Annotated in this window: 19 protein-coding genes; 4 read left to right on the top strand and 15 right to left on the bottom strand. The window is 65.1% G+C overall.

The window, feature by feature from the left end; genetic code table 11:
* Window positions 1-425 precede the first annotated feature (425 nt).
* On the top strand, window positions 426-1,013 hold the full coding sequence (locus AC1DGP_RS06970; RefSeq protein ID WP_441504974.1) for a phosphatase PAP2 family protein: 588 nt from the start codon (window positions 426-428) through the stop codon (window positions 1,011-1,013).
* Window positions 1,014-1,206: 193 nt separating this feature from the next.
* The gene (locus tag AC1DGP_RS06975; RefSeq protein WP_441504975.1) at window positions 1,207-1,488 is read left to right on the top strand and encodes a hypothetical protein; all 282 of its coding nucleotides are present in this window, start codon (window positions 1,207-1,209) and stop codon (window positions 1,486-1,488) included.
* Window positions 1,489-1,761: 273 nt separating this feature from the next.
* Here the strand turns inward: AC1DGP_RS06975 and gyrB are convergent, their stop codons facing one another.
* The 11 genes from gyrB to mutM all read right to left on the bottom strand — a co-directional run bounded on the left by gyrB (window position 1,762) and on the right by mutM (window position 15,413).
* Window positions 1,762-4,182, bottom strand: a complete 2,421-nt coding sequence (gene gyrB, locus AC1DGP_RS06980) for a DNA topoisomerase (ATP-hydrolyzing) subunit B (RefSeq protein ID WP_441504976.1) — start codon at window positions 4,180-4,182, stop codon at window positions 1,762-1,764.
* A 144-nt stretch (window positions 4,183-4,326) separates the two neighbouring features.
* Window positions 4,327-6,159: a DNA helicase RecQ gene (recQ, locus tag AC1DGP_RS06985; RefSeq protein WP_441504977.1), complete on the bottom strand. Its 1,833-nt coding sequence runs from the start codon at window positions 6,157-6,159 to the stop codon at window positions 4,327-4,329.
* 77 nt (window positions 6,160-6,236) lie between these two features.
* Complete coding sequence (locus AC1DGP_RS06990; protein ID WP_441504978.1) at window positions 6,237-6,851, bottom strand: LysE family translocator; 615 nt, start codon at window positions 6,849-6,851, stop codon at window positions 6,237-6,239.
* A 98-nt stretch (window positions 6,852-6,949) separates the two neighbouring features.
* On the bottom strand, window positions 6,950-8,074 hold the full coding sequence (gene recF / locus AC1DGP_RS06995; protein ID WP_441504979.1) for a DNA replication/repair protein RecF: 1,125 nt from the start codon (window positions 8,072-8,074) through the stop codon (window positions 6,950-6,952).
* A gap of 14 nt (window positions 8,075-8,088) precedes the next feature.
* Entirely contained in the window at window positions 8,089-9,204 is a 1,116-nt protein-coding gene (gene dnaN, locus AC1DGP_RS07000; protein ID WP_069878403.1) for a DNA polymerase III subunit beta, read from the bottom strand.
* Window positions 9,205-9,361: 157 nt separating this feature from the next.
* Window positions 9,362-10,864 (bottom strand): chromosomal replication initiator protein DnaA, encoded by a 1,503-nt coding sequence (gene dnaA / locus AC1DGP_RS07005; protein WP_441504980.1) that lies wholly within the window; start codon window positions 10,862-10,864, stop codon window positions 9,362-9,364.
* 800 nt (window positions 10,865-11,664) lie between these two features.
* Window positions 11,665-11,931, bottom strand: a complete 267-nt coding sequence (rpsT, locus tag AC1DGP_RS07010; protein ID WP_069878404.1) for a 30S ribosomal protein S20 — start codon at window positions 11,929-11,931, stop codon at window positions 11,665-11,667.
* Between the two features lie 188 nt (window positions 11,932-12,119).
* Window positions 12,120-12,509 carry a RidA family protein gene (locus tag AC1DGP_RS07015; protein ID WP_441504981.1) on the bottom strand — a complete coding sequence of 130 codons (390 nt, stop codon included), beginning with the start codon at window positions 12,507-12,509 and terminating at the stop codon, window positions 12,120-12,122.
* Window positions 12,506-13,504 (bottom strand): threo-3-hydroxy-L-aspartate ammonia-lyase, encoded by a 999-nt coding sequence (locus AC1DGP_RS07020; protein ID WP_476831901.1) that lies wholly within the window; start codon window positions 13,502-13,504, stop codon window positions 12,506-12,508. Before AC1DGP_RS07020 ends, AC1DGP_RS07015 begins: the two co-directional genes overlap by 4 nt.
* 106 nt (window positions 13,505-13,610) lie before the next feature.
* Window positions 13,611-14,384, bottom strand: a complete 774-nt coding sequence (locus AC1DGP_RS07025) for an enoyl-CoA hydratase (RefSeq protein ID WP_069878406.1) — start codon at window positions 14,382-14,384, stop codon at window positions 13,611-13,613.
* Window positions 14,385-14,522: 138 nt separating this feature from the next.
* Window positions 14,523-15,413, bottom strand: coding sequence for a bifunctional DNA-formamidopyrimidine glycosylase/DNA-(apurinic or apyrimidinic site) lyase (gene mutM / locus AC1DGP_RS07030; protein ID WP_476831902.1), 891 nt, complete (start codon window positions 15,411-15,413; stop codon window positions 14,523-14,525).
* A 112-nt stretch (window positions 15,414-15,525) separates the two neighbouring features.
* Between mutM and ubiE the strand changes: the two genes are divergently transcribed.
* Window positions 15,526-16,287, top strand: coding sequence for a bifunctional demethylmenaquinone methyltransferase/2-methoxy-6-polyprenyl-1,4-benzoquinol methylase UbiE (gene ubiE, locus AC1DGP_RS07035; protein ID WP_441504984.1), 762 nt, complete (start codon window positions 15,526-15,528; stop codon window positions 16,285-16,287).
* Window positions 16,288-16,303: 16 nt separating this feature from the next.
* Window positions 16,304-17,860 carry a 2-polyprenylphenol 6-hydroxylase gene (gene ubiB / locus AC1DGP_RS07040; RefSeq protein WP_441490550.1) on the top strand — a complete coding sequence of 519 codons (1,557 nt, stop codon included), beginning with the start codon at window positions 16,304-16,306 and terminating at the stop codon, window positions 17,858-17,860.
* Between the two features lie 6 nt (window positions 17,861-17,866).
* Here ubiB and AC1DGP_RS07045 read toward each other — a convergent pair whose 3' ends face one another.
* From AC1DGP_RS07045 to AC1DGP_RS07060, 4 genes are read right to left on the bottom strand one after another with little or no spacing between them, the layout of a single operon-like run.
* On the bottom strand, window positions 17,867-19,060 hold the full coding sequence (locus AC1DGP_RS07045) for a serine hydrolase domain-containing protein (RefSeq protein WP_441504985.1): 1,194 nt from the start codon (window positions 19,058-19,060) through the stop codon (window positions 17,867-17,869).
* Window positions 19,057-19,473 carry a VOC family protein gene (locus AC1DGP_RS07050; RefSeq protein ID WP_441504986.1) on the bottom strand — a complete coding sequence of 139 codons (417 nt, stop codon included), beginning with the start codon at window positions 19,471-19,473 and terminating at the stop codon, window positions 19,057-19,059. Before AC1DGP_RS07050 ends, AC1DGP_RS07045 begins: the two co-directional genes overlap by 4 nt.
* A gap of 55 nt (window positions 19,474-19,528) precedes the next feature.
* Window positions 19,529-20,005, bottom strand: a complete 477-nt coding sequence (locus AC1DGP_RS07055) for a DUF1579 domain-containing protein (RefSeq protein WP_476767502.1) — start codon at window positions 20,003-20,005, stop codon at window positions 19,529-19,531.
* A 45-nt stretch (window positions 20,006-20,050) separates the two neighbouring features.
* Window positions 20,051-20,590 carry an SRPBCC family protein gene (locus AC1DGP_RS07060; RefSeq protein ID WP_441504988.1) on the bottom strand — a complete coding sequence of 180 codons (540 nt, stop codon included), beginning with the start codon at window positions 20,588-20,590 and terminating at the stop codon, window positions 20,051-20,053.
* Window positions 20,591-20,616: the final 26 nt, after the last annotated feature.

Here is a 20,616-nt window from a genome sequence, read left to right on the forward strand (position 1 = left end):
GGCTAAATATCTCCGCGTTTCAAGCGCCACTTGCCGAGGCGTCACGGCCCGGAATCGGACATCCGTTACGAGCGGTCCAGCCGTGCTCGCCGCGCGCTCATCGCGCCATGCTTTCGATCGATGCGGAGGCCTTGATGTCGCCGTTGCAAAGCAGAAAGCCGGCGGTCCCGACCGGTGTCATCCCTCTGAGACGGGCTCGATCTCCAGCAGAGCGGCAACAGGCTCGGCATCAGGACGAAGACGATCCCGGAAGCGTCGAGAACGAAGGCTGCGATGAAAATCGGGCCGAGACAGGCTCTCACCCTCCAAGGAGCCGCAGGCGCACGGCCTCCATACGGTCGAGGAAAGGCCGGTAAATTTCATTCGCCCGCCACCGCATCGTGTGCGACAGCCGTCCCCCAAGATCGTGACCGATTCTCTCGCCGATGCTCGCACTCGATACCGAACTGTTCCTTGCTCTCAATGCCGGGCCGAGCCCAAGCTCTTATGTCGCTCTTTTCGCGATAGCGGTCACTCGCTTCGTGATTCTCCTGATTCCCTGCTACATCGTCGTCCTGTGGATCCGCGGCTCTCGAAGGCGGCGCCTTCTCGCCTTTGCCCTCACTCTCGCTCTGGTCATCGCAATGACCATGAGTTTTGTGATCGGGCTCATCGCCTTTCGGCCTCGTCCTTTCATGGTCAGCCTCGGGCACAGCTTGGTCGATCACCGCTCCAGCGCCTCCTTCCCGAGCAATCACGCCCTCGCCTTCGCGGTGGCTGTCGCTGTGCTTGCCTTGGTGCGGCAATATGGGGTGGCCTGCCTTGCTGCCGCGATTGGTGCGCTCGTAGGCTGGTCGCGCGTCTACGTCGGCGTCCACTACCCATCCGACCTCTTCGGCGCGATTATCGTGGCCATTCCAGCGGCCTTGATCTCGCTCGCGGTGACAGCGAGACACGGTGGGTCAATCATCGCAGCGGTCGAGGGCCTGCAGCGCAGATTGCAGACCCGCCTGACGCGAACCAGTCGACGCTGAAAGGGCAACATCCGCGGACATCATCGGAAACCGTGTCGGCATCTCGGTTCAGGTGACGCGCTCTGAAGCCAATTGCCTCCTTTCGGCGACACGCCCGCCTGATCGGGATAGCGTCTAGCATGAGCCTGAGAGCCACATTCCCGTTTGCGGGCCGATACTCTTGGTTTCCCGATCGTGCCGACCGAGGTGATTCATGCTCGAAGCCGTGAAAGATAAAATCGAAGCGGAGATCGTCGCGCTGGTGAGCCAGAACCAGCATCTCATCACGGACTTCGTGGGGCAGAAGGCCTCCGGTCTCATCAACGACGACGCTGCAATGACCGGTTTCGCCCTCAAGCTCTACGGCATGTTGCCGACCATGCTGAGGTCGATCGTCGGTCAGGACACCTTCACGGCCTTCGTGCTCGACAATCGCCAGCGATTGATCGCGGCAATCACCGCGGCAACGCAGGCACCCAACGAAAAGAAACCCTGATGCCCTCGCCTCAGGCCTCAGCGACTGCCCGCGTAGCCGCGGGAGCCCGCAGCGCGATTCCGTCCGCGCGCATCTCGCTACGCCTCTGTTTTCTTTCCCTAACCTCGCTGTCGCACAGATTTGATATCAGCCGATCTGATGGGCATCCCAGGACGCCCCCATCCGACGGCACCCGCGTGCTTGAGTGGTGGTGTTGGCACACCACTCGAGGGAGGCGTCCGTGGAGCAGGGCGGCACGATCGGTCCGGGTCACGGACCGCCAGGGCCGCGCCGTCACGTATCGACGGTCGCGTTCAGTGCGTTGCTTTGGATGAAGTCGCGACGGGGTTCGACGACGTCGCCCATCAGCTTGACGAAGAGATCGTCAGCCTCGTCATTCTGGTCGTTCTTGACCCTGAGCAGCGAGCGCACGTCGCGATCGAGTGTCGTCTCCCAGAGCTGCTCGGGGTTCATTTCGCCGAGGCCTTTGTAGCGCTGGAGCGAGACGCCCTTCTTGCCGATGGCGCTGACCGCGTCGAAGAGATCGCTCGGGCCATTGACGATGTGATCATCGCCCTTGCGGCTGAGCACGCCCGGCGTGGCATAGGCTTCCTGCAGCGAGACGGCTGCCGCAGCGAGCTTGCGCGCTTCGGCGCTCGCAAGCAGGCCGGCATCAAGTACCGCGACCTGCTTCACGCCGCGCACGAGGCGCGAGAAGGTGAAGCTGCCGTCCTCCACCCGGCCTTCCCAGCCGCGCTCGAGATCATCGGAGATCGCGTCCAACCGCCGCGCGACATAGGCCGCGGCTTCGCTGGCCTGCGCCTCGCTCTCGTTGGTCAGCGGATGTAGCGCGCCCGCGATCGCCATCTGCTCGACGATGCGCCGGTCATAACGCGAATGAAGCTGCGACAGCGTGTTGCGTACGCCGCGCGCCTCGTCGATCAGACTGCGCAGGTCGGGACCGGCGCGCTCGATGCCGTCTCCTGTCCGGAAAACAGCACCGTCCAAGGTCGAGTCGACGAGGTATTCCTCAAGCGCGCGCTCATCCTTGAGATAGGTCTGCGACTTGCCGCGCGCCGCCTTGTAGAGCGGCGGCTGGGCGATGAAGAGATGCCCGCGCTCGATCACCTCCGGCATCTGCCGGAAGAAGAAGGTCAGCAGCAGGGTGCGGATATGGGCGCCGTCCACGTCCGCGTCGGTCATGATGATGATCTTGTGGTAGCGCAGCTTCTCGATGTTGAATTCCTCGCGGATGCCGGCTCCGAGCGCGATGATCAGCGTACCGACCTGCTCGGAGGAGAGCATCTTGTCGACGCGCGCGCGTTCGACATTGAGGATCTTGCCGCGCAGCGGCAGCACTGCCTGGTATTCACGGGCACGGCCCTGCTTGGCGGAGCCACCGGCCGAGTCACCCTCGACGATGAAGAGTTCTGATTTGGCGGGGTCGCGCTCCTGGCAATCCGCGAGCTTGCCGGGCAGCGAGGCGATATCGAGCGCGCCCTTGCGCCGGGTCAGATCGCGTGCCTTGCGGGCCGCTTCGCGCGCCGCGGCAGCTTCCGCCACCTTGCCGACGATGGTCTTGGCTTCATTCGGGTGCTCCTCGAGCCAGGTCGAAAGCGCCTGATTGACGATGTTCTCGACGACGGGACGCACCTCGGAGGAAACCAGCTTGTCCTTGGTCTGCGAGGAGAATTTCGGGTCCGGCACCTTCACCGAAACGATGGCCGTCAGTCCTTCGCGGCAATCGTCACCGGTGAGCGAGACCTTTTCCTTCTTCATCATGCCGGAGGTCTCGGCATAGCCGGTGATCTGGCGAGTCAGCGCAGCACGAAAGCCGGCTAAATGCGTGCCGCCATCCCGCTGCGGGATGTTGTTGGTGAAGCAGAGCACGTTCTCGTGGTAGCTGTCGTTCCACCACAGGGCGACATCGACGGTGATGCCATCCTTTTCGGCGCCGAGCACCACCGGCTTGTCGACGACGGGGGTCTTGGCGCGGTCGAGATAGCGCACGAAGGCCTCCACGCCGCCCTCATATCTCAGCTCCTCCCGGACGACCTCGGCATGGCGTGCGTCGGTGAGGACGATGCGAACGCCCGAATTCAGGAAGGCGAGTTCGCGCAGGCGATGCTCGAGCGTCTTGTAGTCGAACTCGACCATCGTGAAGGTCTGGGTCGAGGGCAGGAAGGTGACTTCGGTGCCGCGCTTGTCGCCGGCCGGGCCGACAATGGCGAGCGGCGCGACGGCGTCGCCATGATGGAACTCCATGAAATGCTCTTTACCGCCACGCCAGATGCGCAGCTTGAGCGAGACCGAGAGCGCGTTGACGACGGAGACACCGACGCCGTGCAGGCCACCCGAAACCTTGTAGGAATTCTGGTCGAACTTTCCGCCGGCATGGAGCTGGGTCATGATGACCTCGGCGGCGGAAATGCCCTCCTCGCTGTGGATATCGGTCGGGATGCCGCGCCCGTTATCGGTGACCGTGACCGAGCCATCGGCGTTCAGCGTGACAGTGACGAGATCGGCGTGCCCTGCCAGCGCCTCGTCGATGGCGTTGTCGACCACCTCGTAGACCATGTGGTGCAGGCCCGAGCCGTCATCGGTGTCGCCGATATACATGCCGGGGCGCTTGCGCACCGCATCCAGGCCTTTGAGAACCTTGATGGAATCGGCGCCATAGGCAGCGTCTTCAAGGTCGCGGGCAGCATCACTCATGTCGGGGTCCTTCAGCGGGCGAGGCTATGCCCGCGATCGTCTTGATTCGTATCATGAATATAGGCGGGAACGGTGGCTTTTTCACGCGCGTACGCGTACGTGCGCGCAGGGGCAGCCCCGGCGCATCGTGACGAGACTGCCCCGCTATCCCCGAAAGCCAGCGATCGCATCGGCGAAGACCTCGCCATACTGGGCGAGCTTGCGCTCGCCGACGCCCTCGATCCCGCGCATCTGATCGAGCCCGAGCGGCCGCTCGCGCGCCATGGCAATCAGCGTGCGGTCGGTGAAGATGATATAGGCCGCCACGCCTTCCTCGCGGGCAATCGTCAGCCGGAGCTGGCGCAAATGCTCGAACAGGGCAGCGGTGCCTTCATCGAGCCCATCGGCCCGCGCGCCACGCTCGGCAGGGCGACCGCGCCGTACGGGGAGGGCATCGGCCCTGAGCGCGATCGGCTCGCGTCCGAACAAGATGTCTTCGCCCTTCTCCGTCAGGCGGAAACCGCCATGTTCGGTGCTGGCTTCCGCGAGCGCGCCGGCGGCGAAGAGCTTGCGGGTCAGGGCTGCCCAGGCGGCCTTGGGCTTGTCGTTGCCGACGCCGAAGGTCTTCAGCCCGTCATGGTTCTGGCGGCGGACCGCTTCGCTCATCGTGCCGGTCAGGATATCGGCGAGATGCCCGGCGCCAAAGCGCTGTCCCGAGCGCGCCACTGCCGAGAGCAGCTTTCGGGCATCCAGCGTGGCATCCTGGAGCGTCGCCTCTCCAGCACAGAGATCGCAGCGGAATTGTGCTTCCCGATGCCGGCAAGGCGGCGTCTCCTCGCCGAAATAGGCAAGCAGGGAAGAGCGCCGGCAGAGCGCCGACTCGCACAGGTCGGTCATCGCGCTGAGACGCCTATGCTCGATGCGCCGGCGCTCGTCGTCGATCGCTTTCTCGTCGATCTGGCGGCGGCGCAGCGCCATGTCCTCGACGCCGTAGAGGGTGAGCGTATCGGCCGGCAGTCCGTCGCGGCCGGCGCGGCCGATCTCCTGATAATAGCCCTCGATCGAGCCCGGCATGTCGGCATGGACGACGAAGCGGACATCGGGCTTGTTGATGCCCATGCCGAAGGCGATGGTGGCGCAGATCACCACACCATCCTCCTGCAGGAAGAGGTCCTGGTTGCGGTTGCGCTCCTGCTGCTCCATGCCGGCATGATAGGCAAAGGCCTTGTAGCCCTGCTCGCGCAGGCCTTCGGCGAGGCGCTCGGTCCGGCCTCGCGACGAACAATAGACGATGCCGCTGCCGCCGCGATGTCGCTTCAGGAAATCGGCGATCTGGCGCCGCGGCTGGTCCTTCGGGGCGAAGGCGAGCTTCAGATTCGGCCGATCGAAGGAATGAATGACGGTGACAGGCGGCTTCGGGAACAGCTGCTGGGCGATGTCATCGCGCGTCTGCCGATCCGCAGTGGCCGTCAGTGCCGTGACCGGGACGCCGCCGAGCGCCTCGCGAACCTTGGCAAGCAGGCGGTACTCCGGGCGGAAATCATGCCCCCATTGCGAGACGCAATGCGCCTCGTCGATGGCAAGCCGGGCAACGCCGAGCCTGCGCAGCCGAGCGACCAGTCCCTCCCCCGCCAATCGCTCCGGCGAGACGAAGAGCAGACGCAGGTCGCCGGCGTTGAGCTTCGCCCAGGCGTCCGCCGCCTCGCTCTCGCTGTTCATCGAGTTGAGCGAAGCCGCCGCGACACCGGCCCGCGTCAACTGCCCGACCTGATCCCGCATCAGCGCAATCAGCGGCGAGACCACGAGCGTCAGCCCGCCCGTGACCAGTGCGGGCAGCTGATAGCACATCGACTTGCCGGAGCCGGTCGGCATCACCGCGAAGACGTCGTTTCCCGCCAGCGCGGCCGCGATGACCTCCCATTGTCCCGGGCGGAAATCGTCATAGCCGAAGACGGATTTCAGCGTCGCGCGCGCCTGTGATTCGCGAGATTGCGGCATGCCGAAGGGTTTGCCCGAGGCTGGCGGCAATGGCCAGCCCCAAGCCGCGACCATCCTGGGGGCGCTGGAACTGGTTTTCAGCCCCTAGCGGCGATAGCAGCCGCCGCACCGGCCATGACGCCGCCAGTCAGGCGATTGATCCGACGCATCGCCGTCGGGCTCGCCACCAGCCGCCGAGCCCGATCCGCGGCATAGGCATAGGCGAGCATCGTCGAGCCTATGATCAGGGTCAGCAGCAACGCAACCTCGACGAAGGCGAGCATCGTCATCCGGCCGAGATCGACGACAAGAGGCAGGATCGACAGGAAGAACACCATGACCTTGGGATTGCCGAGCGTCAGCGCGATGCCGCCGAAGAACAGCCGCAAGCCCTCCCCGCGGGCACTCGGCGGCTGACGCGGCGCCTCGGCCGGGGCGGTCCAGAGTTTCCAGGCGAGATAGAGCAAATAGGCACAGCCGACATATTTGATCGCGACGAAGAGTCCATGGAAGCCCTGCATCAGCACCGCAAGGCCAAGCGCCGTGCAGGAGAACCAGATCAGATCGCCTGCGACGATTCCCGCCGCAAAGGGAAGCGAGCGGCGAAAGCCGGTGCCGAGCGAGCGCGCAACCAGGGCAGCGACCGCAGGACCAGGCGAAGCGACCGCCAGAAAATAGACGCCGGCAAATACCAGAAGGCCTGTAAGTTCCATGGGAGCAGCCTCTTCAGAGCAGCGGCAACCCTAGCAGAATGCACCCGAGGCGTCTCATTGCGACGCGTGATCTGACCGATCAGCCCAGCTCAAGCACGTCAGCCGATGGCCTCGACCTGCCCGGATGTCACGGTGAAACACTGCGCCCCTGCCGGCAGATCGGTGAACAACGCCGGATCGGCACCCGTCATCCAGACCTGCGAGCCCAGCTCGCCGAGTTCGGCGTAGAGCGCCGCGCGCCGACGCGGATCGAGATGGGCGGCGACTTCGTCGAGCAAGACCAGTGGCGGAAGCCCGCTCATGCTCCGGACCAGCCTCGCATGCGCAAGCACGAGCCCGATCAGCAGGGCCTTCTGCTCGCCGGTCGAGCCCTGCTCGGCCGGGATATCCTTGGCGGCATGGCGAACGAGGAGGTCCGACGCCTGCGGGCCGACAAGGGTGCGCCCGGCCGCGCGGTCGCGCTGGCGCCCCTGCCTCAGGATGTCGCGATAGCGATCCTCGGCATCGAGTGCCGGCAGCCCCGCCACAAGCCGGTCGATCTCGCCTTCAAGGCCGAGCGCGGCACGGGGGAAGGGAGATGCGTCGTCGCCATTGGCCGCGATGATCATCGCCAGTCGGCCAACCGTCTCGGCCCTCGCGGCAGCCACGGCCACGCCGAGTTCGGCGATCTCCCGCTCGATCGCTTCAAGCCAGGACGACTCTTGCGGAGTGTCCTCGAGGATCCGGTTGCGCGAGCGCAAAGCCCGTTCTAGCGCGTTCGAGCGTGTCGCATGGCCTGGATCGACCGCAAGCACGAGCCGGTCGAGGAAGCGGCGGCGGTCGCCGGCCGAGCCACGGAACAAGCCGTCGAGATCCGGGGTCAGCCAGACCACGCGGAGATAGTCGCTGAAAGCCAGCGCCGAGCCGACCTGGACCCCGTCGATGCGGGCAAGCCTTGCACGCCGCCCGTCGCTTTCGCTGCCAAGCCCGATGCCGAGGCGCGGCCCATCCTCCGCGAGCGCAATCGATACGGCGAAGGAGCCCGGGCCCGCCTGGCGCGCCATGTCGGAGAGATCGGCGCGGCGCAGCCCCCGGCCCGGCGCGAACAGAGACACGGCTTCGAGCAGATTGGTCTTGCCGGCGCCATTCTCACCGACAAGCGCAACGATTTGGCCCCCGATCGCGAGATCGAGGGCCTCATAGGAGCGGAAATCCTGAAGGATCAGGCGCGCGACCGTGGTCAAGATGCGAGCGCGGCCTAAACCCGCATCGGCATCAGCACATAGAGCGCAGACGCACCTTCGCGATCCTGGATCACGGTCGGCGAACCGGGATCGGCAAGCTTGAGGAGGGCCGTGTCGCCATCGAGCTGGGCGGCGATATCCATCAGGTAGCGGGCGTTGAAGCCGATATCGAGCGGGCTCGCATCATAATCGACCTCGACCTCCTCGGTCGCCGATCCGGAATCGGGATTGGTGACCGACAGGGTCAGGCGGCCATCGGCGATGGACAGCTTCACCGCGCGACCGCGCTCGGAGGAGATCGTCGAGACACGATCGACCGAGGCAGCGAAATCGCCCTTGTCGACGGTCAGGCGCTTGTCGTTTCCGCTTGGGATCACCCGCTGGTAATCCGGGAAGGTGCCGTCGATCAGCTTCGAGGTCAGCACCACCGCCTGCGTCGCGATACGGATCTTGGTGGCGGAGAGCTCGACCGAGACCTCGGTGTCGCCATCCTCCAGCAGCTTCTGGATCTCCGCCACGGCCTTGCGCGGCACGATCACGCCCGGCATGCCGGCAGCCCCGCTCGGAGCCGCGGTATCCACGCGGGCAAGCCTGTGCCCGTCCGTCGCAACGGCGCGCAGCAGGCTGCGGCCTTCGACTTCGATGGTGTGGAGATAGATGCCGTTCAAATAGTAGCGCGTCTCCTCGGTGGAGATCGCGAACTGGGTCTTGTCGATCAGGCGCTTGAGCTCACCCGCGGCGAGCGTGAAGCGATGCGCCATCTCGCCCGCGGTGATGTCGGGGAAATCGCCCTCGGGCAGGGTTTGCAGCATGAAACGCGAGCGGCCGGAGCGGAGCGTCAGCCCCGCTTCACCCGTCGTCTCGAGCGAGACCTGGGCGCCGTCGGGCAGCTTGCGCACGATATCGTAGAGCGTATGTGCCGGCACGGTCGTCGCGCCCGGCTCCGGGACATCGGCAGGCACCGTCTCGACGACCTCGATATCGAGATCGGTCGCCTTCAGTTTGAGGCCGGCACCGTCCGCGCTCAGCAAAAGGTTCGACAGGATCGGGATCGTGTTGCGGCGTTCCACCACGCGGTGGACATGACCCAGCGACTTCAACAGCGTAGAACGTTCGACCGTGACCTTCATCGTCTGTCTTCTGGCGTGCTAGCGCCCGAGCAGCGGCTGCGCGGGCGACGGAATGGCCCGCGACATTGCAGGACGCGCGCCGGTGGCGCAAGGGCGCTCTCACAACCGGCCACAGCCAAAGCCGCGCTCGCCTTCAGGGCATAGCGCGGCAGGCAGCTCACTCCTGCAGCATCCGCTTCAGGAGATCGACCTCGTCATGCAGCAGGCGATCTTCGGCGATCGCCTTTTCGATCTTGCGCACGGCGTGCAGCACGGTGGTGTGATCGCGGCCACCGAAGCGGCGGCCGATCTCCGGCAGCGAGCGCGGAGTCAGCGCCTTGGACAGATACATGGCGATCTGGCGCGGCTTCACGACTGCCGCGGTGCGGCGCTCGGAGAGGATGTCGGCCCGGCTGACATTGTAGCGGGTGGCGACCAGCTTCTGGATGTCCTCGATCTTGACGCGGCGCGGCTCGCGGGTCCGGACCAGGTCACGGATCGCCGCCTCGGCCGTTTCCAGCGTCACCGCATTGCCGGACAAGGTGGCATGGGCCAGCAGCCGATTGGCGGCGCCGTCGAGATCGCGGCCATTGGCGGTGATGACGCGGGCAACATAGGCGATCACGTCGGAATTGACGTGGAAGCTCGAATGCGCCGCCTGCAGCGACTCGAGCCGGCTTCCGAGAATCTTCACGCGCAGCGCCTCGTCAAGCTCGCCGACCTCGACGACAAGCCCGCCGGCCAGCCGCGAACGGATGCGCTCGTCGAGCGCTTCGAGATCATTGGCAAGCCGATCGGCCGCGACCACGATCTGCTTGCCGGCATCGATCAAGGCGTTGATCGTGTGGCCGAACTCCTGCTGGATCGAGCGCCCCTGGATGAACTGTACGTCGTCGACGATCAGCAGGTCGATGCCGCGCAGCTTTTCCTTGAAGGCGAGCGCCGTCTGCGACTTCAGGGCCGCGACGAAACCGTACATGAAGCGATCGGCCGTGAAATAGGCCACGCGTTTGCCATGATTGCGCGCATCCTGAGCAATCGCCTGCAGGAGATGCGTCTTGCCGAGCCCGACCCCAGCATGAAGGTAGAGCGGATTATAGGGGGTCGATCCGGCCGGGGCCGCGGCAATTCGCTCGGCCGCTGCAAAGGCCAGCTGGTTCGACTTGCCGACGATGAAGCTCTGGAAGTTGAGGCGCCGGTCGAGCATGGTGCCGCAGGCGTCAACAAGCTCCTGCTCACAGGGCAGGGATCCGGCCTCCGCCGAGCGAAGGGCCATGACGGGCTCGGGTGCCGCCGCACGCGGGGCAGCCATGGCAGCCTCGCGGACCGCGGCCGGAATGGCATCCCGGGCAGCCTGGCGCACCGAAAGCAGGATGCCATTGGCAGCAGGCAACTCGGCCAGGCAATGCGCCCGCAGGCGCTCGGCATAATGCGCCTCCAGCCAGCTCTTCAGGAAACGGGTCGGCACGGTGAGATAGGCCACGCCATCGACGAGGCCGCCGATCTCGACACGCGCAAACCAGCTGGAGAAAACATCCTCGCCGAGTTCGGCACGCAGGCGGCGGCGCACGCGGTCCCAGGCTTCAGTCAGGGAAAGCGCTGCTCCCTCCCCCTGGATGCTCGCAGTCGTGGTCGCGATCACAGACGCCGGCACAGCCTTCGCATCGGTAATCTCGTCCATGGCTTGCCGCTCGAACATTTCGTGCCCCATTTCAATATCAAGAGATGCGCTATCGGCGGCGGCTCTTGGTGGACCGCCTGCCGGAGCTGTTGTTTGGACAAAGAGAATGACGCCCACTCGACGGCATGCGCCGGCGAGTGACAGGCTCTCGATCCATTTCTGATTACGCTTAGAAGGCTCGCCGAAGGACGGAGCCGCTACTTCATCTCAACTCAAACAGACAAAGAGCCGCATCCTCTCCCCTCTGGGGCGTGAGCCAAAAACGCCGTTAATCTTTGGAAACCACCGGAGGTCATTGCTGTCCGCCCGGCGATGAAGGGACCTTACAGGGGCGCCTCGAACGGGGGCAATATCCCAGTCAGCCGGCTTCGGAGACTCAAGCCCTTTCAGAGCCCCCATGACCTATGGGCAAGGCAGGCCCAATAGGTTGGGGAACTTAACGTTTTTTTTACGGCGGAGGCTGCGCGCGGAGCGCGAATCTTTTTTTCGGGAAGCGACGGAGACGCAGGTAGAAGCTCCGGCGATTCCCGACAACAGATTCCTTTGCCCGCTAACGTCATGAAAAATATGGGATTTATTTGCGCGGCCAAAAGGCGAAAAAAGCACCTTTTGGCGCCCTGAAACCACAACCGAAGTCAACCCCATAACGCAGCGGAAAGATTACTGAATCGGCCCCGCAGATGAGATTTTTCTCGTCTGCGGCAGTCAGGCTTGCCTAACGGTCGGTTAACACAGCAAACAAAAAGCCCGACCTGACGGCCGGGCTTTTCTTAGTCCGAAACTGCTCTGCAGAACGCCGCTCAGGAAGCGAGAGCGCTGATCCGATGCGCCAGGCGCGAGACCCTGCGCGAAGCGGTGTTCTTGTGAACGACGCCCTTCTGAGCGGCGCGCATGATCTCCGGCTGAGCGGCCTTGAGCGCCTCCGCAGCGGCACCCTTGTCGCCCGAGGCAATTGCCTCCTCGACCTTGCGCAGGAAGGTGCGCATACGGCTGCGGCGCGCCTTGTTCACCTCGGTGCGCCGCGCGATCTTGCGCGTGGCCTTCTTGGCCGACGTCGTATTGGCCATCGATCGTCCTCGTCTTCATTGCGACCGAACACCCGGCGGATTTGCCTGGCGGGTTCGGGCCGCTACCTTGATTGAAATGCATGTGCGGCGGCGGTTGCTTGCGCTAGCCGTCGCGAGACGCTGGCCTATAGTATCTTGTGCGGGCCGCGTCAACGCCGGAATGGCCGTATCACGCCAGGAGCGCCAGATCAGCCCCTTCGGACCGCCACAGCCTCGATCTCGATCAGGTAGCCATGATGCAGCTCGGGCACCGGCACGACCGAGCGCGCAGGGCGGTGATCGCCGAAGGCCTCAGCGTAGATCCGGTTGAACTCGGGCCAGTTGCCCACCCCGACCAGATAGGCCGTAACCTTGACGACATCGGACGGCGCACAGCCAGCCGCCGTGAGGATCGCGAGCATGTTGGCCAGCGCCTGATGCGCCTGGACGGCGAAGGGCTCGGCCGAGCTATGGCTGCCGTCAGGGCGGGGAGCGAGCTGGCCGGAGACGAAGACGAGGTCCTTATAGGCCACGGCATGCGCATAATGCCCCGCCGGGGCCGGCACCTCGGGCGAGGCGATGGTCTCGATCCTGCTCATGCCGAAGGCCCTACGAAGCGTGCGAAGGCAGCAAGATCGACATTGCCGCCGCTGATGATGACGCCGACACGCTTGCCCGTGACCGGAACCGCCCCGGTGAAGGCCGCTGCAGCCGCAAGGCAACCGGTGGGCTCGACCACGAGCTTCATGCGCTCGGCGAAGAAGCGCATCGTCTCGATCAGCGCCGCATCCGGCACCGTGACGATATCCTCGACGAGGTTCTGGATGATCGGGAAGGTGTATTGACCGAGGAAGGCGGTCTGGGCGCCGTCGGCAATGGTCTTGGGCACGTCGATCTTGACGATCTTGCCGCTGCGCAGGGATTGCTGGCCGTCATTGCCGGCCTCCGGTTCGATGCCGAAGACGCGGATGCCGGGGTTGAGCGCCTTGGCCGCGAGAGCCGCGCCGGAAATCAAACCGCCGCCGCCGAGGGGGACCAGCAGGATATCGAGCGGGCCAGCCTCCTCGATCAGCTCCTTGGCGGCGGTGCCCTGGCCGGCAATGACATCGGGATGGTCATAGGGCGGAATCAGGGAGAGGCCGCGGGTCTCGGCCAGCTCGCGGCCGAGCGCATCGCGGTCCTGGCTGTAACGGTCGAAGAGCACGACCTCGGCGCCATAGCCACGGGTCGCCGCAACCTTCGCGGCAGGCGCATCCTGCGGCATCAGGATGACGGTCGGCACGCCGAGCAATTTGCCCGACAGGGCGATCGCCTGAGCGTGATTGCCCGAGGAGAAGGTGACGACACCAGCACGCTTCTGTTCGGCGCTCAGCGCCGAGATCGCGTTGAAGGCGCCACGGAACTTGAAGGCGCCCATGCGCTGCAGGTTCTCGGCCTTGAAGACCAGCGAGGCCTCGGTGCGGGCATTGGCCGTGCGCGAGGTCAGTGCCGGCGTCCGGTGTGCGATGCCTTGGAGGCGACCCGCCGCCGTCACGACATCCTCATAGGTCGGCAGGACGAGCCCGCCCGTGGCGGAAGGAGCGGCAGCGTTCATCTGGTATCCCTAAGCTTCGAAGAGAACCCCCATCGTGTCAGCAAGCGGGGCTGAGCCGCAAATCAAAGATCGTCGGCCCCGGCATTCGCCCCGCTCATGACTGGGTTCAGCGGTTCTTGAAATCCGGCGGCCGCTTCTCGGAGAAGGCGGCCATCCCTTCCTTCTGATCCTGCGTGGCGAAGAGCGAGGAGAACACGCGCCGCTCGAAGCGCAGCCCCTCGTTCAGGGTGACCTCGAAGGCCCGGTTGACGGATTCCTTGACCATCATCACCGAGGGCAGCGACTTCGCCGCGATCGCCTCGGCCGCCTTCAGCGCTTCCGTCATCAGGTCGGCCAGCGGAACGATACGGGCGACGAGGCCGGAGCGCTCCGCCTCGTTCACGTCCATCATGCGGCCGGTGAGGCAGAGATCCATGGCCTTGGCCTTGCCGATCGCCTTGGTCAGGCGCTGCGTGCCGCCGGCGCCGGGAATGACCCCGAGATTGATCTCCGGCTGGCCGAAGCGGGCATTGTCCGCGGCGATGATGAAATCGCACATCATGGCGAGTTCGCAGCCGCCGCCGAGCGCAAAGCCCGCGACCGCCGCGATGATCGGCTTGCGGCGCTGGCCAATGCGGTCCCACGGCTCGAACTTGTCGTCGAGATAGGTCTCGGGGAAGGTGCGGGACTGCATTTCCTTGATGTCCGCGCCGGCGGCAAAGGCCTTCTCCGAGCCGGTGATGACGATGCAGCCGATGCCGGCATCCTTCTCGAAACCATCGATCGCCGTGTTGACCTCGCCAATCAGCTGGCCGTTGAGCGCATTCAGCGCCTGCGGGCGGTTCAGCGTGATGACGCCCACCTTGCCCTTCACCTCGACGAGAATGGTCTCATAAGCCATGGCGGCCTCCCGGATGATGCTTCGCGTGCAGCATTAACGGGGCCCGCGGGCGCGGTCCATGCGCGGCCGCGCAAAGGCGGCTTTCGAACCCTGCGGAAGCCGTGCCGCCGACACCGCTCCGCGCGATATGACGTTGGCTCAGCGCTTCGGTTGGCAGCGCTCGCAATAGAAAGTCGAGCGGCCGGACTGGACGAGCCGCTTCACCAGGCCGCCGCAGCCGGGCGTGACACATTGGTCGCCCTCGCGGTCATAGACCTTGAAGCGGTGCTGGAAATAACCGAGCGAGCCGTCGGCATGGGCGAAATCGCGCAAGGTCGAGCCGCCAGCGGCCACCGCCTCATCGAGAACCTCGCGAATAATCTGTGCGAGCGCATGGGCTGCCTCGCGGGGCCGACCGGTTGGCGTCGTGATCGTACCGGCCGCCGCTTCCGGATGAAGCCCCGCCCGGAACAGCGCCTCGCAGACATAGATATTCCCAAGGCCTGCCACGAGCCGCTGGTCGAGCAGCGCCGCCTTCAGCGGCGCGAGCTTGCCGGCAAAGAGCTTTGCCAGGACTTCGCCGGAGAGCTCGTTGCCGAGAGGTTCGATTCCCATTCCCGCGAAATGCTTCGAGCTCTCCAGCTCGGCCCGCGGCAGGAGATCCATGAAGCCGAAGCGACGGACATCGTTATAGGTGACGCGCGCTCCCGATCCGAGATGGAAGACGACATGATCGTGCTGCAGGTGCCGGCCGATCTCGTTGTAATAGGCGCCAGGTTCGGTGGGTGGCGTGCCCGGCGCCTCGACCACGAAGCGGCCGCTCATGCCGAGATGCATGATCAGCGCCTCGCCATCATCGAGATCGGCGATCAGGTACTTGGCGCGGCGCGACAGGCCCTCGACCCGCCGCCCGGTCAGGCGCTCGACGAAATGCTCAGGCAATGGAAAGCGCAGATCAGGCCGGCGCTGCTCGACCCGGGCCAGCACCTGGCCGAGCATGGCGGGCTCCAGCCCACGGCGGACGGTTTCGACCTCGGGAAGCTCGGGCATTGCACTTCGCTCTTCAGCATGCGTCGAGACGGGCCGCGACAAGGCTCGCTCGTTTCGCTATTCATCCGGCTCTAGTTACCGCCTCACCAGAACACAAGCTCCGGGCCAAGCCGTGACAGCAGCCTCCGATACCACCCATTTCGGCTTCGAGACCGTGCCGCTCGCCGAGAAACAGGCCAAGGTCGACGACGTCTTCCACAAGGTCGCCGGCCGCTACGACCTGATGAACGACCTGATGTCGGCGGGCCTGCACCGGCTCTGGAAGGATGCCCTTATCTCGACGCTGAAGCCGCCGCGCGACCGGGCTTTCCACCATCTCGACGTGGCCGGCGGCACAGGCGATGTCGCCTTCCAGGTCCTGGAAGCCGGCGGCCCGGCAACCGATGTGACGGTGCTCGACATCAATGGCGAGATGCTGAGCGTCGGGCGCGAACGCGCGCAGAAGCGCTTTCCAGGCGATGGCCGCATCCGCTTCGTCCAGGGCAATGCCGAGGAGCTCAGCCTGCCGGACAACAGTTTCGACGCCTATACGATCGCCTTCGGCATTCGCAACGTGCCACGCATCGACAAGGCGCTGACGGAGGCGCATCGCGTCCTGAAGCGCGGCGGGCGCTTCCTTTGCCTCGAATTCAGCCATGTCGACGTGCCGGTGCTCGACAAGATCTACGAGACCTATTCCTTCAACCTGATCCCACCGATGGGCAGGCTCGTGACGGGAGATGCGGAGCCCTATCGCTATCTGGTCGAATCGATCCGCAAATTCCCGAAACCACAGGTTTTCGCCGACATGATCGCAGCAGCCGGCTTCCGGCGGGCGCGCTTCACGCCCATGACCGGTGGGGTCGTGGCACTGCATTCCGGCTGGAAGCTGTGACGGCCCGCCTTCCAGCATGATCTCCTCAATCGCCCATTTCACCCGCATGGCGCGGGTTGGTTTCGTTCTGGCTCGCGAAGGCGCGCTCGCGCTGGTGGATCCGTCGGTTCTGCCGCCCGCGGCACGTGCGCTGATCAGGGTCGGCCGGCTGATCGAACGCCGGGGCGCCGGCTCCTCGGCCACGCGCCTTGCCGCTGCGATGACCCGGCTTGGTCCGTCCTATGTCAAGTTCGGCCAGTTTCTGGCGACGCGGCCAGATGTGGTCGGGATGAAGATCGCCGAAGACCTGTCGGCGCTTCAGGACAGGATGGCGCCGTTCCCGATGGAGCAGGCCCGCGCCGCGATCGAAGCCGCGCATGGCGAGCCGGTCGAGGCGCTGTTCTCCGAATTCGGCGAGCCCGTCGCGGCCGCCTCGATCGCCCAGGTCCATCGCGCACGGCTGAAGGATGGCTCGGAGGTCGCGGTCAAGGTGCTTCGGCCCGGCATCCGTGACCGTTTCAACCGCGACCTGGCGGCGATGCGCTTCGGCGCCGAACTCGCCGAGAGCCGCTCGCACGAGGCGCGCCGCCTGCGCTTCTCCGGCGTGGTCGAGACGCTGGCGCGCTCCGTCACCATGGAAATGGACCTTCGCCTCGAGGCTGCAGCGCTCTCGGAATTCGCCGAGAACACCAGGGACGATGCCGATTTCCGCGTCCCGAAGCCGGACTGGCAGCTGACGGCGCGCGAGGTGCTCGTCGACGAATGGATCGACGGCATTCGCCTCTCCGATGTCGAAGCGCTGCGTACTGCCGGCCATGACCTCGTGGCGCTCGGCCGCACCGTCATCCAGTCCTTCCTGAAGCACGCGATCCGCGACGGCTTCTTCCATGCCGATATGCATCCGGGGAACCTGTTCGTCGATGCGCAGGGCCGGCTGGTTGCAGTCGATGGCGGCATCATGGGCCGGCTCGGCCTCAAGGAACGGCGGTTCCTCGCCGAAATCCTGCTCGGCTTCATCACGCGCGACTACGCCCGCGTGGCCCGGGTCCATTTCGAGGCCGGCTATGTTCCGGCCCATCACGATGTCGCTGACTTCGCCCAGGCGATCCGGGCCGTCGGCGAGCCGATCCATGACCGGCGTGCCGACGAGATCTCGATGGCGAAGGTTCTGACCCTTCTCTTCGAGATCACCGGGCTGTTCGATATGGCGACCCGGACCGAACTCGTCATGCTGCAGAAGACCATGGTCGTGGTCGAAGGTGTAGCGCGCTCGCTCGATCCGCAGCTCGATATGTGGAAGACGGCCGAGCCGGTGGTGCGCGAGTGGATCACCCGCAATCTCGGCCCTCTCGGCAAGATCGAGGAAGTCAGCCGAGGCGCCCAGTCCATGCTCTCGACGCTCGCCAGCCTTCCTGAAACGGCCGCTCGGGCCGAGCGTGTGCTGGGCCAACTCGAGGACGCCTCGCGCCAGGGCTTTGTCCTGGACGAACGCAGCATCCAGGAGATTGGCCGGGCCGAAGCCCGGCGCAACCGCTGGGGCAACTGGGCATTGTGGCTGATCGCGGGCCTGCTGGCCTACAGCATCTTCAGCTGACGCCCCTCAGCCGGCGACCGCCCGATAGGCCAGGACCTGGAATTCCTGGCCGAGGGCGGCGTCTTCCGGACCCTGCATCAGTCTCTGGCTCAGGAAGACCGTGACGAGGTTCCGATGCGGGTCGATATTGAGACTGGTGCCGAACCCGCCTTCCCAGCCATAGCGCCCGGGAACCGCCGAGATCGGATCGGGCTGCGTCGCGATCCCAAGACCGAAGCCCCAGCCCGTGCTCTCCCAGAAGCCCGGGAAGAACGGTGAAACCGCCTTCTGCTCCGGCGTGATCTGATCTTGCGTCATCTGCTCGACCATCCCTGGCGAGAGGATGCCCTGCCCGCCGTATTGCCCGCGCGCCAGGAGCACGCGCGCAAATCTCAGGACATCGTCGGCCGTCGAGACAAGCTCGCAGGGAAAGGCGGGCGCGCGGGCAAACGCGCTTCCGGCGCCGCGATCGAACAGGACGAGCCGGCCCGCGTCCGAATCGAGACGATAGGCGCTGGCCAGTCGTCCGGCCTGGCCCGCCGGCACGCTGAAGCCGGTATCGACCATGCCCAGCGGTCGAAACAGACGTTCCTGCATGAGATCATCAAGCGGCTTGCCGGAAACCCTGGCCAAGAGCACCGAGAGCACGTCGAAGCCGGTATGATACATCCAGACGTCCCCGGGTTGGTGGATCAACGGCAGGGAGCCGAGCCGTTTCATCCAGGCGTCGGGCGACATCTCGGGGCTCATTGGACCGGGCGCGACGCCGGCATCGGCCATTGCCTGCTGGATCGGGTAACGGCCCGGCGGCGCCATGATCGCGCCGATGCCGAGCCTGAGCGTCAGCAGATCGCGCAACGTGATTGATCGGCGGGCCGGCACGGTGTCGTCGAGCGGGCCAGCGATGCTGCGCAGGACCCGGCGGTCCGCCAGCTCCGGCAACCAAGGCTCGACGGCGTCATCGAGCCCGATCGCTCCATCCTCGACGAGCGACAGAGCCACCACCGCCAGCATCGGCTTGGTCATCGAGGCGATGCGGACGATCGCATCGCGACGCATCGGCGCAGCACTGTCGAAATCGGCCAGGCCGAAGGTCTCGACATGCACGTCATCCGCCCGGGCGATCAGCGTGACGATCCCGGCGACGGCACCGCGCGTGACATGGCCGCGCATCGCGGCGGCCGTGTCGGCGAGGGCCTTTTCGGAGAAGCCAGCGCTCATCCGTTCTTGAACTCGGCATTGACCATCCAATGCGTGCCGAAGCGGTCGGTCAGCATGCCGAAGCTCTTGGACCAGAAGGTCTCCCCGATCGGCATCTGGATCTGGCCGCCCTCCGAGAGCCCCTTGAAGATGCGCTCGGCCTCGGCGACCTCCTTAACCATGACGTTGACATAGACGCTGCGCATCGGGCCGCTGCTGCGGTCCGGCGGCGCATCGGACGCCATCAGCATCTGGCCGTCGAGCTCCAGGCAGGCATGGATGATCTTCTTGCGCCATTCCGGCGAGACGTCGTTCTCCGCCGGCGTGCCTTCATGGCTCATCATCGCGGTGATCTTGCCGCCAAGCACCTTCTGGTAGGTCGTGAACGCTTCTTCGCAATTGCCGTTGAACATCAGATAAGTCGAGAGCTTCATTGGGCTGTTCCCTTGAGAAATGGCCGGTCGCGCCGGCCTTGGATGGCTTGGTGGATCAGATTCTCTGGTAGCGAGCTCTCATGAACTCGCTCCAGTTGCCATCGGCACCGAGAACCTTCGAATAGAACAACCGCTCGGTCGGGCTGCCGATCTCGATGATGTCCCGATATTTCGACGTCGTGCCATCGCCGGAGAAGCTGGGCCCTTCGGATTCGAGCGTCAGGATCTTGCCGCTGTCGTCGAGAGAACCTTCATAGGTCCAGATCATCGCCATCATCGAGCCCAGCCAGGTTCCGACGAAACGGCCCTTTTGGGGGTCAAAGCCGAGCGTGATCTGCATGGTCGCGGGATTTCCGTCGGGCAGCTCGCTCTTGCTCTCCCCGACGATCCAGAGATCGCCGATGGAGCGAACGGTCTCCGAGCCCTTGAAGATCTCCTCCGGCTTGTCGGGCGAGCAGTTCGATTCATAAGCCCAGTTGCCGACGAGTTGCTGAAGCCAGCGATGTTCGTCCTGCGGTTCGACAGTCTGCATGGGTATAGCCTCCTCCTTGCTGGTTCTTCGGGAACTGAGATGGGTCTAGCGCTCGGCCGCCACTTGCAGATTGGCGAGTCCGGTCTCGAAATCGCGCCCGACCATGCGATCGACGTTGAAGAAGACATGCATGATCCGGGTGAGGAACGGCGCTGGGCCGGTCATGGTCCAGATCACCTCGGTGGCGCCGCCGCGAGGCTCGAGCGCGAATGTGACGTCGTTATGAGCCTCGAAGGGCTTGATGAAATCGAGCCTCAATCCAACCTTGCGGGGAGCCGAGGCCTCGACGATCTCCATGCGGCCCTGCCCGACATTCTTGTCGCCGTCCCAGGCATAGACCGCACCGAGGCCGCTTTCCGCGCCGCTGAAGCTGCGCTTCATCGCCGGGTCCTTCTTCTCCCAGGGCGACCAGTCACCCCAGCTCCGGACCCCGTTGATCAGCGGAAAGACGTGCTCCGGCGGTGCGTTGATGGCGAGCGAACGCTGGACGCGAAAGCTGTCGGGCTTCATCGCGGCCAGGACGAGCACGACGACGATGGCGAGGGCGAGAATGGCGACAATGGCCCAAAGAAGGGTGCTGAGCACGGAACGCTCCTGTGACGGATCGAGAG

Source organism: Allobosea sp. 05T433 (genome assembly GCF_056396065.1).